Below are 13,685 nucleotides of genomic sequence, written 5' to 3' on the forward strand. Positions count from 1 at the left end.
CGACTTCCTTACCTAAGGGCTCGTGCGTGATCGTGACGGGATCACCCAGCAGGAATCAAAATAGCCCAACATCCTAATATGAAATGACGATTTTTCCCAGCACCGGGGTGCGGAAAAGCCATCCCGGGAGGCGGCCCAGCATTGTGCAGACAGCCGGCTTCAGTCGTCCGACTTCTTCACGTCCGCCGCGGGCAGACCGGGATTGGTCGGGCGGCGGGCATCGTCGCTGGACATGTCCTGCGGCGCCATCTGCTGTTCCAGCCCTTGCGGCGGGTTCACCTCTTCTTCCTCGCCTCCGCAACCGGCCAGCACAAGCGTGGCGGCAACCGACAGAACGAGGAATCCAGTGATTCGGGCATGGCGGTACATAGCATTCTTCCTTGCAAGACAGGGGCGTGAACTGGCGAGCTTGCCGTGGCGCCAATGGCTTGGCAACAATCCACCACGGCGAGACGCTGATTCCCGCGCGGGCCCGGACCCTACGACATCCCAACCGGCAGTATCCGCGTCCCGGCCCGCCCCGCAATAATCGCGGCAGCGTCCTCGAGCGCCCCGATCCCGGCACGGGCACCGTATTCCGCGACGCGCCGCGCGGCCTCCATCTTCGGGCCCATCGAACCGGCCGGGAACGACGCGGGGTCGACCGCGCTCACCAGCAATGCCTTCAAGCGCGTGGCGTCAGGCTCGCCCCAGTTCCAGTAGACGCCGTCGACGTCCGTCAGCATCAACAGCCAGTCCGCGCCCAGTTCCACTGCGAGGCGTGCGGCGGTCAGGTCCTTGTCCACCACCGCCTCGATACCGTACAGCCTTCCCTCAGCGTCTCGCGCGACCGGCACACCGCCGCCGCCCGCGCAGATCGCGAGGGACCCGCCGTCGACCAGGGTCCGTACGGCCTCCACGCCCAGCACCTTCTGCGGCTCCGGCGAGGCCACCACGCGCCGCCAGCCGTCACCGTCGCGGGCGATATCCCAGCCGCGTGCCTCGGCCAGTGCACGCGCCCGGGATTCACCCCAGACCGGGCCGATGAATTTCTCGGGGCGGGCGAACGCCGGATCGTCCGGGTCGACCTCGGTCTGCGTCAGGAGGCTGGCAACCCGGTCATGGCCCAGGGCGTTGTGCAGTTCCTGCGCAAGGATGTAGCCGATCATCCCGTGGCTCTCGGCGCCGACCACATCCAGTGGCCAGTGGATGGAGTCGGCCTCCGCCTGGCTGGCGAGCAGGCCCACCTGCGGGCCATTGCCGTGGGTCACAACGACCTCGTGCTCGTTTGCGACTGCGGCGACAGCCCGCGCCGCGGCACGGGCGTTGCGCCGCTGGGCCTCGGCCGACGGCGTCTCGCCGCGTTGCAGCAGGGCGTTTCCGCCCAGCGCGATCACGATGCGCATGGCGGCCTCCTGGGTAGAAGGGTGAGTGCGTCAGGTACGGGGCAGTGTTACGCCGCGCTGGCCCTGATACTTGCCGCCGCGGTCCTTGTAGGACGTCTCGCAGACCTCGTCGGACTGCAGGAACAGCATCTGCGCCACACCCTCGTTGGCGTAGATCTTGGCTGGCAGCGGCGTGGTGTTGGAGAACTCCAGGGTCACGTGGCCTTCCCACTCGGGTTCCAGCGGGGTCACGTTCACGATGATGCCGCAGCGCGCGTAGGTCGATTTGCCGAGGCAGATGGTCAGCACGTCACGCGGGATGCGGAAGTACTCGACGGTATGCGCCAGCGCAAACGAGTTGGGCGGGATGATGCAGACATCGGAATGCACGTCCACAAAGCTGCCCTCGTCGAAGCCCTTGGGGTCGACGATGCTCGAGTTGATGTTGGTGAAGATCTTGAAGTGCTCCGAGCAGCGCACGTCATAGCCATAGCTGGACGTGCCGTAGGAGACGATGCGCTGCTCGTCGCGATAGCGGACCTGACCGGGCTCGAAGGGCTCGATCATGCCCTTCGTCTCGGCCATCTCCCGGATCCAGCGGTCCGACTTGATGCTCATCTGCCCTGTCCCTGGTTGTGATCGCCGGATCAGTTGTTCTGGATGACGATATTGGGGAATTTGCTGCTGTAGTCCTTCGCCTGCTCCGCGAGCTTGGCGCCGGTACGGCGGGCGATCTCGCGATAGATCTCTGTGATGCGGCCGTCCGGATCGGCGATCACGGTCGGTTCACCACCGTCGGCCTGCTCGCGAATGCGAATATCCAGCGGCAGCGCGCCGAGCATGTCCACGCCATACTCTTCGGCCATGCCCTGGGCACCGCCCTGGCCGAAGATGTGCTCCTCGTGGCCACAGCTCGAGCAGATATGAATGCTCATGTTCTCGATGATGCCCAGTACCGGCACCTCCACCTTCTCGAACATGCGCAGGCCCTTGCGCGCATCCAGAAGTGCGATGTCCTGCGGGGTGGTGACGATCACCGCGCCGGAGACCGGGATCTTCTGCGACAGGGTCAGCTGGATATCACCGGTGCCCGGCGGCAGGTCGATCACCAGGTAGTCGAGATCCTTCCAGTTGGTCTCGTTCAGCAGCTGCTCAAGGGCCTGGGTGACCATCGGGCCACGCCAGATCATCGGCGTGTCCTCGTCGATCAGGAAGCCGATGGACATCGCCTGCACGCCGTGGCGTTCCAGCGGCTCCATGGACTTGCCGTCTTTCGACTCCGGGCGGTCCTTGATGCCCAGCATGCGCGGCTGGCTGGGGCCATAGATATCCGCATCCAGGATGCCGACCTGCGCGCCTTCGGCCGCCAGGCCCAAGGCCAGGTTGACCGCGGTGGTGGACTTGCCCACCCCGCCCTTGCCGGAGGCCACAGCGATGATGTTCTTGATGCCGGGCATCGGCTTCAGGCTCTTCTGCACCGCGTGGGCGGTCACCCTGGTGGTGATCGTCACTTCGGAGGACTCCAGCCCGGCGACGCCGGCCAGCGCCCCCTGGATCGCGGCGCGCAGCTCGTCGTGATAGCCGCTCGCGGAGTAGCCCATCTCGAGGGTGATGGCCGCCCGTGCGCCCTCCACACGGATGTCCTTGACCGCACCGGCGGCCACCAAGTCCTGCTCCAGGTACTTGTCCTGAACGGTCTTCAGGGCGTTTTCGATCTGCTCGCGCGAGAGTTCGGCCATGGCGTTCGTTCCATCCGGCAGTTGGGAGTGATCGCGCGATTCTACTGGGCCGCAATCAGCACGCCAATGGCACCACCACACGCCAGCCCTTTACCCATGCCGCAAGAGGCGCCACAGATGATCTGTCAACCCCTATTCGCGACTTTTATACACATGAATCTTCGCTGCCCCTGAAAACGCCCCAGATAGCAGCCAAAACACCGAAAGCACTACACAAAGAACCTTCATGTATTTGTTTTTTCGGTATAAAAAGAAATTGAACGTTTTTTGACCAATCTGTACAAGGCCCTTGCGTGACAAGGCCTGACGATGAATTCCACTGGGTTGCCCACAGAGTTATCCACAGCTTCTGTGGAAAAGCCCGTGGCGGACTTTTCCACGCCTCGACAACCCGGCTGGCAGCCCCGACAATAGCGCCCCTGCATGCCACCGCCCGCCGCTACCGACGCACGAGTCCGACGATGACTGACACGCCGCGCAAGATCCTGGTCACCAGCGCCCTGCCCTACGCCAACGGGCCGATCCATCTGGGGCACCTGGTCGAGTACATCCAGACCGATATCTGGGTGCGCTTCCAGCGTGCGCGCGGCCACGAGGTGATCTACGTCTGCGCGGATGACGCCCACGGCACGCCGATCATGCTGAAGGCCCGCGCCGAGGGCATCGAACCCGAAGAGTTGATCACGCGCGTACGCCAGGAGCACGAGGCCGACTTCAGCGAGTTCCTGGTGGATTTCGACCACTACCACTCGACCCACTCGGACGAAAACCGCGAACTGGCCGCCCACATCTACACCGCGCTGCGCGACGCCGGGCACATCGAGACGCGCACCATCGACCAGGCCTACGACCCCGAGGCCGGGATGTTCCTGCCCGACCGCTTCATCAAGGGCACCTGCCCCAACTGCGGCGCCGAGGAGCAGTACGGCGATTCCTGCGAGGCCTGCGGAGCCACCTACAGCCCGCTGGACCTGAAAGACCCGGTTTCCGCGATCAGCGGCGCCCGTCCCGAGTCGCGCCAGTCCGAGCACTACTTCTTCAAACTCGGCGACTTCGAGGCCTTCCTGCGCGAGTGGACCGGCTCCGGCCGTCTGCAGGATGCGATCCGCAACAAGCTGGACGAGTGGTTCGACGCGGGCCTGACCGACTGGGACATCTCGCGCGACGCCCCCTACTTCGGCTTCGAGATCCCCGACGCCCCGGGCAAGTACTTCTACGTCTGGCTGGACGCGCCGATCGGCTACATGGCGAGCTTTCGCGCCTACGCCGAGAAGCAGGGCCTGAACTTTGATGCCTGGTGGGGCGCGGATTCCGATGCCGAGCTGTATCACTTCATCGGCAAGGACATCGCGTATTTCCATACGCTGTTCTGGCCGGCGATGCTGCACGGCGCGGGCTTTCGCACGCCCAGCGCGGTGTTCTGCCACGGCTTCCTGACCGTCAACGGGCAGAAGATGTCCAAATCGCGCGGGACCTTCATCCGCGCGCGCGACTACCTGGACCACCTGAACCCCGAATCCCTGCGCTACTACCTCGCCGCCAAGCTGGGTGCCGGGGTCGACGACCTCGACCTCAACCTGGACGACTTCGTCCAGCGTGTGAACTCCGATCTGGTCGGCAAGCTGGTCAACATCGCCAGCCGCTGCGCCGGCTTCATTACCAAGCGCTCGAACGGCGAACTGGCGGCCGAGCTGCCACGTCCGGACCTGCACGAGGCCTTCGTCGCCGAGGGCGACGCCATCGCGGCCGCGTTCGAGAACCGCGAATACGCCCAGGCCATCCGCCGCATCATGGCGCTGTCCGATCAGGCCAACCAATACATCGACGAGGCCCAGCCCTGGGTGCTGGCGAAGCAGGAGGGCCGCGAGGCCGAGGTACAGGCCATCTCCACCCAGGGCCTGGACCTGTTCCGCATCCTGATCGTCTACCTCGCCCCGGTGCTGCCGCGACTGGCGGCCGACGCTGCGGCCTTCCTCCGGCTGGACAGCCTGGCCTGGGACACGCGCGCGCCGCTGGTCGGGCGCTCGATCGAGAAGTTCAAGCCGCTGATGACCCGCATCGAAGGCGAGACCGTCGACAAGCTGCTGGAGGCCTCGAAGGCCACCCTGGCCGCGACCGCGCAAACGCCCACCCCCAGCACCAAAGCGGAGCCCGACGTGGACCCCATCGCCGAGACCATCGACTTCGACACCTTTGCAAAGGTGGACCTGCGCATCGCCCGCATCGCCAGTGCCGAGCACGTGGAAGGTGCCGACAAGCTGCTGAAGCTCACCCTCGATATCGGCTCGGAGACGCGCCAGGTGTTTGCCGGGATCAAGTCGGCCTACGCGCCGGAGGACCTGGTCGGCCGGCATACTGTGATGGTCGCCAACCTCGCGCCGCGCAAGATGCGCTTTGGCGTATCCGAGGGCATGGTCCTGGCGGCCGGCCCCGGCGGCTCGGAGCTGTACATCCTGAACCCGGACGACGGCGCCCAAGCCGGGATGCGGGTCAAATAGGCCGCCCGCGTCATGGATTTGCACCCACGGCTCGCGTAAGCTGCCGCTCTTTTGTCGATACCCGGACGCATGGACCAAAGCCCCGAATTCCTGGCGCAGGTACGCCTGCTGGCCGAAGCAGGCCGCGATCTCTCGGCGCGCGGCTGGCTGCCCGCGCGCACCGGCCACTTCTCCGCGCGCCTGGACGACCGGCATATCGCCGTCACCGCGCCCAATCGCGAGAAGAGCTTTCTCGACCGCCACGACTTCCTGGTGGTCGATCTCGACGGCCACGTGGTCGCCGGCAGCGAAGAGCCGGCCCCGGAGACCTTCCTGCACATCATCATGTACCGCCACGATGTCCAGCTGGGCGCCGTGCTGCACACGCATTCCGTACATGCGACCGTACTGTCGCGCCAGTTCACCGGCACGCTTGCCCTGCGCGACTACGAGGTCCTGCGCGAACTGCCCGGCGTGAAGAATCCCGCGCGGGGCCTGGACCTGCCCGTGTTCGCGAACGACCCCGACGTACAGCAACTGGCCGCGCGGGTCGACGCCGCCATGACCCGCGAGCCGAATCTCGCCGGGTTCCTGATCGGCGGCCACGGCCTCTATACCTGGGGCGCGAGCGTGGAGCTGGCACTGCACCGGGTCGAGGCCTTCGAATTCATGTTCCAGTGCGAGACGCTTGCACACCAGATGAGCCGATGAACATGTCACCGAATCCCGCGCCCCAGGCCCTGATCCTCGCGTTCGAGGGGGTGCTGGCGCCGCCCGGCGTACTGCGCGACACGCTCGAGCCCTATTCCCTGGAGGCCTTGCCGGGCTTTCTCGAGCGCCACGCGGAGAGTACCGCGGTGCAACGCGTGCTCGCGGATATCCTCGCCTATTCCGGCCGCGAGCTGGACGTCGACGGGCTGCTCGCGCAGATCCGCGCCTGGATTCGCGGCGGACAGGACATCACGCCCCTGCGCCAGCTACAGGGGCTGATCTGGGCCGACGCCCTGGAGGCCTCGATGCTGCGCCCTGAGCTGTCGGACGACACGGCCCGCGCCCTGATGGCGCTGGACGATGCCAGCGTGGCCCTGTACAGCTTTGGTGCGAGCCCGGCCCCGGTCCAGCGCGACTGGCTGCGTCACGGCCCGTATCCGGAGGTGGAGCAGCGTCTGACCGGGCTGTTCGACACCCGCATCGGCGGTCGCCGCGATGCCGGCAGCTACCGCCGTCTGGCCGACGAGATCGGCATCGCGCCGGAGGCGATCATGCTGCTGTCGGTGCGCGGCGAGGAGCTGGATGCCGCACACCAGGCCTGGCTGCAGACCGCCCGCCCGTTCACCGACCCGGCGGCTACCGACCAACACCCACTGCGCAGCCTGGAATCGCTCATCCCGGCAGGCGACTAGACTCTATCCTGCAGGGGCAAGCCTGTCCGCGAATGCCGCCCGCCAAGGTCCGGCTATTGCAGGGGCTTCGCGGGCAGGCCCGCTCCCACGCAAAACCAGCGCCCCGGAAGGGTTGAGTCGGGATAAGCAGTCCCTGATACTATTTTGTTGACCTGACGACTCGGAATTAACGTGGAATACGTCCTGATCCTCATCAGTACGATCCTCGTGAACAACTTCGTACTGGTGAAGTTTCTGGGCCTGTGCCCGTTCATGGGGGTCTCGCGCAAGGTCGAGACGGCCACCGGCATGGGCCTGGCCACGACCTTCGTGCTGACGTTGTCCGCGGTCAGTTCCTACGTGATCAACGAATACCTGCTGACCCCACTGGGGCTCGAGTACCTGCGCACCATCGCGTTCATCCTCGTGATCGCCGCCGTGGTCCAGTTCACCGAGCTGGTGGTGCGCAAGACCAGCCCGCTGCTCTACAACGTGCTGGGCATCTTCCTGCCGCTGATCACCACCAACTGCGCGGTGCTGGGCGTGGCCCTGCTGAACGTCCAGGAGGCACACAACTTCGTCGAATCCGCGCTCTACGGCTTCGGCGCCGCGGTCGGCTTCTCCCTGGTGCTGATCCTGTTCTCCGCCATTCGTGAACGCATCGCGGTGGCCGATGTGCCCGTGGTCTTTCGCGGCAGCGCGGTCGCCATGGTCACCGCGGGCCTGATGTCGCTGGCGTTCATGGGCTTCTCCGGGCTGGTGCGGCTGTGAGTGTCGTCTACGCCATCCTCGCGATCGGCGGTCTGGCCGCCGCGTTCGGACTGATCCTCGGCTTTGCCGCGCAGCGCTTTCGCGTCGAGGCGGATCCGGTCGTCGACCAGATCGACGCCCTGCTGCCCCAGACCCAGTGCGGCCAGTGCTCCTACCCTGGCTGCCGCCCTTATGCCGAGGCGATCGCTGCAGGCGAAGCCGACATCAACCGCTGCCCGCCCGGTGGCCAGGCCACGGTCCAGGCGCTGGCGGACCTGCTGGACCGCGAGCCGACCCCGCTGGAAGAAGAGGAACAGGAAAAGGCCGTCGCGGTGATCGACGAAAACATCTGCATCGGCTGCACCCTGTGCATCCAGGCCTGCCCGGTGGACGCCATCCTGGGCGCAGCCAAGCAGATGCATACCGTGATCGAGGAGGAATGCACCGGCTGCGAACTGTGCATCGAACCCTGTCCAGTCGACTGCATCGACATGGTGCCGGTCCAGACCGATATCACCGAGTGGCGCTGGGCGGAGCCGGAACCCTCGCCCATCGAGCGGCCCATTTACGCGATTGCGGACGTCTCGCGCAGCGGCCATTAAGCCGCTTTTCCGCGAACCGTTAGAATACGCCGATGCAGCTGCACCGCTTCCATGGAGGCCTGAAACTGGCCGACGAGACCGACGCCAGTACCGCCGAGCCGGTACTGGTGATGGGCGTGCCCGCGAAACTGACCGTGCCGCTCGGCCAGCACATCGGCGAGGCGACCGAGGCCTGTGTCCAGGTCGGCGATCACGTGACCAAGGGCCAGCGCATCGGCCAGTCCAAGGGCTACATCGCCGCCCACGTGCACGCGCCCACCTCCGGCAAGGTAGCGGACATCGACCTCTACCCGGTACCGCATCCCTCGGGCCTCAACGCCCCCTGTGTGGTCATCGAGCCCGACGGGCGCGACGAATGGGGCGATGCCCGCATGGAACCCTGGCTGGACTGGGATACCCGCGACCTGCGCGCACTGCGCCAGCGCCTGCGCGCCGGGGGCATCGTCGGGCTAGGCGGCGCGGCCTTCCCCACCGCGGTCAAGCTGAACCCGCGCGCCGGCCAGCGCATCCACACACTGATCGTCAACGGGGCAGAGTGCGAGCCCTACATCAGCGCCGATGACATGCTGCTGCGCACCGCCCCCGAGGCGGTATTCGAAGGCATCCGCATCACCGCCCGCCTGCTGGGCGTGGAGCGCGTGCTGTTCGCGGTCGAGGACAACATGCCCGAGGCCATGCGGGCACTGACCGAGACCCTGCCGACCGAGCTGCGCGACCTGATCGAGCTGGTATCGGTCCCCTCGATCTATCCCACCGGGGGCGAACGCCAGCTGATCAAGGTTCTGACCGGCCAGGAGGTCCCGAGCGGCGGACTGCCCGCGGATCTCGGGATGGTCTGCCACAACCCGGGCACCTTCAAGGCGATCTGCGACACGGTGATTCAGGGCCGTCCGCTGCTGTCCCGCATCGTCACGGTCACCGGCCCCGGCGTGAAACACCCGCGCAACGTGGAGGCCCTGCTCGGCACCCCGTTCGCCGACGTCATCGAGGCGGCCGGGGGCTATGCCGAAGGCGTCGACCGGCTGGTGATGGGCGGCCCGATGATGGGCTTCGCGGTCCACGATGACTCCATCCCGGTGATCAAGGCCACCAACTGCCTGCTCGCCACACGCCCCCAGGACACGCCGTCCCCCGGCCCGGTCATGCCCTGCATCCGCTGCGCCGAGTGTGCGGCCGTCTGCCCGGCCCAGTTGCTGCCACAGCAGCTGTACTGGCAGGCGAAGGCGAAGGACTTCGACGCGATCCAGGACTACGGGCTGTTCGACTGCATCGAATGCGGCTGCTGCGCCTATGTCTGTCCCAGCAACATCCCGCTGGTGCAGTACTACCGCTATGCCAAGAACGAGATCTGGGCGCGGGAGAAGGAGCGCCAGAAGTCGGACATCGCGCGCGAGCGCTACGAATTCCGCCAGGAACGCATCGAGCGCGAGGAGCGCGAGAAGGCCGAACGCCTGGCGAAAAAGAAGGCCGCGGTGAAGAACAAGGAAAACGACGGCGACAAGCAGGCGGCGATCCAGGCGGCACTGGAACGCGCGCAGAAGAAAAAGGCGGCCCGCGCGGAAGGCTCCGAGAAGAATAGCGAGAAGGGGACCGGCTCGGAGACGAACGGCGAGGAAACGTCCACGACTAATGACACCCGGGACGGGGACGACCGCTGATGCGCTTTCGTACGCAATCCTCGCCCCATGTAATCCCGGCGCACTCCGTGGGCGGCGTGATGCAGCAGGTCCTGATGGCGCTGGTGCCTGGCACCCTGGCGATGACCTGGTTCTTCGGCTGGGGCGTGCTGGTCAACGTGCTGCTGGGCGTGCTGTTCGCGGTGGCCTTCGAGGCGGCGATGGTCGCCGCGCGCAAGCGGCCCGTCATGGCCACGCTGGCGGACAACTCCGCGATCGTTACCGGCTGGCTGTTCGCGCTGGCGATCCCGCCACTGGCGCCGTTCTGGGTCACGCTGATCGGGATCGCGTTCGCGATCATCGTCGCCAAACACCTGTACGGCGGGCTGGGCTACAACCCGTTCAATCCCGCGATGGTCGGCTATGTCGTCGTGCTGGTCTCGTTCCCGCGCGAGATGGCGCTCTGGCCGGCCGCCACCACGCTGCCGGAATCCCCCCTCACCCTGCTGCAAAGCCTGCAGACGGTGCTGACCGGCAGCCTCCCCGGCGCCCAGGAGTGGGACGCGGTCACGCGCGCAACCCCGCTCGACGCGATGCGCGAAGGGCTTGTTTCCGGACGCACGGTCGGCGAGATCACCGCCAGCCCGCTGTTCGGCACCTTCACCGAGACGGGCTGGGAATGGGTCGGCAATTTCTTCCTGCTCGGCGGGCTGTACCTGCTGTTCCGCCGCATCATCCACTGGCACATCCCGGTGGCGGTCATCCTCGGCGTGGCCATCCCGGCCGGCTTCTTCTGGCTGCTGGACCCGGACTCGTTCGCCTCGCCCGCCTTCCACGTGTTCTCCGGGGCGGTGATCATCGGCGCGTTCTTCATCGCCACCGATCCGGTCTCCGCGTCCACCACCCCGCTCGGACGCATCCTCTACGGGGCCGGGATCGGCGTGCTGATCTTCGTGATCCGCACCTGGGGCGGCTACCCGGACGCGGTCGCCTTTGCCGTACTGCTGATGAACATGGTCGCCCCGACGCTCGACCACCTGACGCGACCCCGAGTCTTCGGGCGCAGCCGCGGCGGGCCGCCGCCAGGCGACGGTCATGCTTAACCTGAAACCGCGCGATATCCTGATCGCCACCGTCCTGCTGGCCGGCTTTGCAGCGGCCGGCGCCGGGCTGGTCGCGCTGGTGCAGGAAGGCACCGAGGCGCGCATCGCGGACAACCGCATGGAGGTCAACCGCAACCGCATCGCGGAGCTCACCGGCGATCTCGATTACGCCAATGACCCGGTGCACGACACGATGGCCCTGAGCGACGAGCGTCTGGGAGGCGACAACCTGCCGGCGTGGTTCGCCCGCGACACAGACGACAATGTCATGGGCATCGTGTTCTCGGCGGTCGCGCGCGACGGCTACAGCGGCAACATCCATCTGCTGATCGGCGTCGACCGCGACGGTGAACTGCTCGGCGTGCGCGTCTCCAGCCATCGCGAGACGCCGGGACTGGGCGATGCCATCGAGGCCGAGCGCTCCGACTGGATCCATGGCTTCGAAGGCCGCTCCCTGGGCGACCCCGAGCCTGGCGAGTGGGCGGTGCGCCGCGATGGCGGCGTGTTCGACCAGTTCACCGGCGCCACCATTACCCCGCGTGCGGTGGTTCGCGCCGTCCGCCGCACACTGGAATACTTCGACGACTACCGCGACGACCTGCTCTCGACCGCGCCGAAGGAAGAGGAAGGCGCGGTGGTCGAGCCGCTCACGGAACAGGACGACCGATGAACCCGACCCTGACCGACATCATTCGCGACGGCCTGTGGAACAACAACCCGGGCCTGGTCCAGCTGCTCGGCCTGTGCCCGCTGCTGGCGATCTCCGGGACGATGGTCAACGCCATCGGGCTGGGCATCGCGACCACCCTGACGCTGCTGCTGTCGAACGTGCTGGTCTCGATGATCCGCCGCCACGCCCGCCCGGAGATCCGCATCCCGGTCTACGTGCTGATCATCGCCTCCATCGTGACCGCGATCGAGCTGGCGATGAACGCCTGGTTCCACGGCCTGTTCCTGATCCTCGGCATCTTCATCCCGCTGATTGTCACCAACTGCGCGATCATCGGCCGCGCCGAGGCATTCGCCTCGCGCAACTCGGTCCCGCGCGCCGCGCTGGACGGGCTGATGATGGGGCTGGGCTTTACCGGCGTACTGATTGCGCTGGGCGCACTGCGCGAGGTCCTGGGCCAGGGCACGCTGATGGACAACGCCCACCTGCTGTTCGGCGAGTGGGGCCACGCGATGACCATCCAGATCTTCCCGTCCGAGCACGGCTTCCTGCTGGCCCTGCTGCCGCCTGGCGCGTTCATGGCCATGGGCCTGCTGATCGCCGCCAAGAACTGGATCGACCAGCACACGGCGACCGCGCCGGAGCCCGCTGCCGACGAATCCCGCGCCGAGGCTTCCGAGACCACCTGATCAGACGGACCGTACAGGCCCCATCAACGAAAACGCCCCACCGGGGCGCTCCGGCGGGGCGTAAAGGGAACCACTGATCAGTGTTCCCCTGAGTGACCGTATGGGCAATCAGGCGGTCGTGTCGACGTTATTGCCCACGTGGTCGGGCAGGCCCTGGGAGGTCGCCTGCATCTCGCTGATGTTCGGCATGGCCTGCAACAGGCCCTGTGCCGCCATCTCTTCCGATTCCATGGCCTTCTTCTGCACCGCCACATCCTTTTGCGCTGCGATATTCTGCTGGCTCATCTGCGTGGCCTGGCTGGCAATCGCACTGGCATCCATCGTTCACTCCTGATTCGAATGTAGAGCCAGCCCGCCGGGTGTAATTAACACCGACTCGGACCTGGCTCTCCCGGGGTGACGACCACGCATGCTCAGACTTTAGAGTTCGCCTCGAATTTTTTTGGATGGGCCACGAAGCGCCGCATGACCCCGCGCGACTCGCGATCCTCTGCCTCGATCGCGAACCCGGCGCGCTCCACCGCGGCCTCGGTATCACGGTTCGGGTGGCAGCCCCCGGTCACACAGGTCCAGGTCGGCTGTACGCGATCCTGTACCCAGGCCAGGCTCGGGCGCCGGTGCCGCACGTGCTCGAGCATGCGTAACTGGCCCTCGGCGCCCAGCACACGGAGGATCTCCCCCAGCCCCCGCTCCGGGTCCTGAACCGAACAGAACACCAGCCCCGAGACGACCGTGTCGAACTGTCCATCGGCAAATGGCAATGCCTCGGCCCGGGCGACCACAAAAAGCGCCCCGGGTGCGCGTTCACGTGCCCGATGCAGGGCCGCCAGGTCTGGATCGAGTGCGACGAGCTGCGTCGGGTCGGAATACAGAGGAAGATTGCGGCCCGTGCCGCAGCCCAGCTCGAGGACACGACCCCGTGCCCTCACGACGAGACGCCGGCGCCAGCCACGGAAACCAAGCGCGTCCGCCAGCCCCATCAGAGCGTCATAAAGCCAGGGAATCTGTTCCACTCCGCGCATGGAAACCATTCTACGCGCCGCAAAGTGTGAACGCGTTCGCGTGATGCCCGAATCCGGAAGGAACCTGTGGGCAACACCCCTGTCCACCGAGGCAAGAGCGGAAAAATCGGCGCCTGGCAACGGCCGCCGCAGTTCCGCCGTTCAGACTAGAAGACTCCATCACACGGTTGTCTGAACGTTCGGCCCGGACTCCCACCGGGCCATTTTTTTGTCCGGGCCCACGACCGGGGTCGGCGCGGGCCAACGCCTGACTCACGCCTGCGCGGTCACT

General features: G+C 66.4%; 15 protein-coding genes. 9 read left to right on the forward strand and 6 right to left on the reverse strand.

Translation table 11 applies throughout. The features are described 5' to 3' along the window. Positions 1 to 159: 159 nt before the first annotated feature. From F467_RS0110860 to apbC, 4 genes are all read right to left on the reverse strand, one after another. Positions 160 to 369, reverse strand: coding sequence for a fimbrillin family protein (locus F467_RS0110860; protein ID WP_018138392.1), 210 nt, complete (start codon positions 367 to 369; stop codon positions 160 to 162). Positions 370 to 479: 110 nt separating this feature from the next. After that, positions 480 to 1,385, reverse strand: coding sequence for a carbamate kinase (locus F467_RS0110865; RefSeq protein WP_018138391.1), 906 nt, complete (start codon positions 1,383 to 1,385; stop codon positions 480 to 482). 30 nt (positions 1,386 to 1,415) lie between these two features. Continuing rightward, positions 1,416 to 1,982, reverse strand: a complete 567-nt coding sequence (dcd, locus tag F467_RS0110870) for a dCTP deaminase (RefSeq protein ID WP_018138390.1) — start codon at positions 1,980 to 1,982, stop codon at positions 1,416 to 1,418. 29 nt (positions 1,983 to 2,011) lie between these two features. Further along, positions 2,012 to 3,103 carry an iron-sulfur cluster carrier protein ApbC gene (apbC, locus tag F467_RS0110875; protein ID WP_018138389.1) on the reverse strand — a complete coding sequence of 364 codons (1,092 nt, stop codon included), beginning with the start codon at positions 3,101 to 3,103 and terminating at the stop codon, positions 2,012 to 2,014. A 461-nt stretch (positions 3,104 to 3,564) separates the two neighbouring features. Here apbC and metG point away from each other — a divergent pair, with 461 nt between their 5' ends. From metG to F467_RS0110920, 9 genes are all read left to right on the forward strand, one after another. Beyond that, entirely contained in the window at positions 3,565 to 5,601 is a 2,037-nt protein-coding gene (gene metG, locus F467_RS0110880) for a methionine--tRNA ligase (RefSeq protein WP_018138388.1), read from the forward strand. Positions 5,602 to 5,670: 69 nt separating this feature from the next. Then, positions 5,671 to 6,291, forward strand: a complete 621-nt coding sequence (gene mtnB, locus F467_RS0110885; RefSeq protein ID WP_018138387.1) for a methylthioribulose 1-phosphate dehydratase — start codon at positions 5,671 to 5,673, stop codon at positions 6,289 to 6,291. Continuing rightward, positions 6,288 to 6,983 carry a hypothetical protein gene (locus F467_RS0110890; RefSeq protein ID WP_018138386.1) on the forward strand — a complete coding sequence of 232 codons (696 nt, stop codon included), beginning with the start codon at positions 6,288 to 6,290 and terminating at the stop codon, positions 6,981 to 6,983. The genes mtnB and F467_RS0110890 overlap by 4 nt, the downstream gene beginning before the upstream one ends. Before the next feature lie 171 nt (positions 6,984 to 7,154). Continuing rightward, a complete protein-coding gene (rsxA, locus tag F467_RS0110895; protein WP_017925285.1) occupies positions 7,155 to 7,733 on the forward strand; it encodes an electron transport complex subunit RsxA in 579 nt (192 codons plus the stop codon). Further along, positions 7,730 to 8,314 carry an electron transport complex subunit RsxB gene (gene rsxB / locus F467_RS0110900; protein WP_018138385.1) on the forward strand — a complete coding sequence of 195 codons (585 nt, stop codon included), beginning with the start codon at positions 7,730 to 7,732 and terminating at the stop codon, positions 8,312 to 8,314. Before rsxA ends, rsxB begins: the two co-directional genes overlap by 4 nt. A gap of 32 nt (positions 8,315 to 8,346) precedes the next feature. Next, complete coding sequence (rsxC, locus tag F467_RS0110905) at positions 8,347 to 9,972, forward strand: electron transport complex subunit RsxC (protein ID WP_018138384.1); 1,626 nt, start codon at positions 8,347 to 8,349, stop codon at positions 9,970 to 9,972. Beyond that, positions 9,972 to 11,033, forward strand: a complete 1,062-nt coding sequence (gene rsxD / locus F467_RS0110910; RefSeq protein ID WP_018138383.1) for an electron transport complex subunit RsxD — start codon at positions 9,972 to 9,974, stop codon at positions 11,031 to 11,033. Before rsxC ends, rsxD begins: the two co-directional genes overlap by 1 nt. Further along, the gene (gene rsxG, locus F467_RS0110915) at positions 11,026 to 11,703 is read left to right on the forward strand and encodes an electron transport complex subunit RsxG (protein WP_018138382.1); all 678 of its coding nucleotides are present in this window, start codon (positions 11,026 to 11,028) and stop codon (positions 11,701 to 11,703) included. The genes rsxD and rsxG overlap by 8 nt, the downstream gene beginning before the upstream one ends. Continuing rightward, the gene (locus F467_RS0110920; RefSeq protein WP_018138381.1) at positions 11,700 to 12,392 is read left to right on the forward strand and encodes an electron transport complex subunit E; all 693 of its coding nucleotides are present in this window, start codon (positions 11,700 to 11,702) and stop codon (positions 12,390 to 12,392) included. Before rsxG ends, F467_RS0110920 begins: the two co-directional genes overlap by 4 nt. 108 nt (positions 12,393 to 12,500) lie before the next feature. Here the strand turns inward: F467_RS0110920 and F467_RS0110925 are convergent, their stop codons facing one another. Together F467_RS0110925 and F467_RS0110930 are read right to left on the reverse strand one after the other, a co-directional pair. After that, positions 12,501 to 12,713 (reverse strand): YjfB family protein, encoded by a 213-nt coding sequence (locus tag F467_RS0110925; RefSeq protein WP_012983163.1) that lies wholly within the window; start codon positions 12,711 to 12,713, stop codon positions 12,501 to 12,503. A gap of 92 nt (positions 12,714 to 12,805) precedes the next feature. Continuing rightward, positions 12,806 to 13,414, reverse strand: a complete 609-nt coding sequence (locus tag F467_RS0110930; RefSeq protein ID WP_018174139.1) for a class I SAM-dependent methyltransferase — start codon at positions 13,412 to 13,414, stop codon at positions 12,806 to 12,808. Positions 13,415 to 13,685 lie beyond the last annotated feature (271 nt).

The organism is Thioalkalivibrio sp. ALJ12, assembly GCF_000378305.1.
Classification (GTDB): domain Bacteria; phylum Pseudomonadota; class Gammaproteobacteria; order Ectothiorhodospirales; family Ectothiorhodospiraceae; genus Thioalkalivibrio.

What these genes read in the sequence shown, in the direction of transcription:
- F467_RS0110860 (WP_018138392.1), bottom strand. Translation starts at nt 369, where the DNA reads ATGTACCGCCATGCCCGAATCACTGGATTCCTCGTTCTGTCGGTTGCC.
- F467_RS0110865 (WP_018138391.1), bottom strand. Translation starts at nt 1,385, where the DNA reads ATGCGCATCGTGATCGCGCTGGGCGGAAACGCCCTGCTGCAACGCGGC.
- dcd (WP_018138390.1), bottom strand. Translation starts at nt 1,982, where the DNA reads ATGAGCATCAAGTCGGACCGCTGGATCCGGGAGATGGCCGAGACGAAG.
- apbC (WP_018138389.1), bottom strand. Translation starts at nt 3,103, where the DNA reads ATGGCCGAACTCTCGCGCGAGCAGATCGAAAACGCCCTGAAGACCGTT.
- metG (WP_018138388.1), top strand. Translation starts at nt 3,565, where the DNA reads ATGACTGACACGCCGCGCAAGATCCTGGTCACCAGCGCCCTGCCCTAC.
- mtnB (WP_018138387.1), top strand. Translation starts at nt 5,671, where the DNA reads ATGGACCAAAGCCCCGAATTCCTGGCGCAGGTACGCCTGCTGGCCGAA.
- F467_RS0110890 (WP_018138386.1), top strand. Translation starts at nt 6,288, where the DNA reads ATGAACATGTCACCGAATCCCGCGCCCCAGGCCCTGATCCTCGCGTTC.
- rsxC (WP_018138384.1), top strand. Translation starts at nt 8,347, where the DNA reads ATGCAGCTGCACCGCTTCCATGGAGGCCTGAAACTGGCCGACGAGACC.
- rsxD (WP_018138383.1), top strand. Translation starts at nt 9,972, where the DNA reads ATGCGCTTTCGTACGCAATCCTCGCCCCATGTAATCCCGGCGCACTCC.
- rsxG (WP_018138382.1), top strand. Translation starts at nt 11,026, where the DNA reads ATGCTTAACCTGAAACCGCGCGATATCCTGATCGCCACCGTCCTGCTG.
- F467_RS0110920 (WP_018138381.1), top strand. Translation starts at nt 11,700, where the DNA reads ATGAACCCGACCCTGACCGACATCATTCGCGACGGCCTGTGGAACAAC.
- F467_RS0110925 (WP_012983163.1), bottom strand. Translation starts at nt 12,713, where the DNA reads ATGGATGCCAGTGCGATTGCCAGCCAGGCCACGCAGATGAGCCAGCAG.
- F467_RS0110930 (WP_018174139.1), bottom strand. Translation starts at nt 13,414, where the DNA reads ATGCGCGGAGTGGAACAGATTCCCTGGCTTTATGACGCTCTGATGGGG.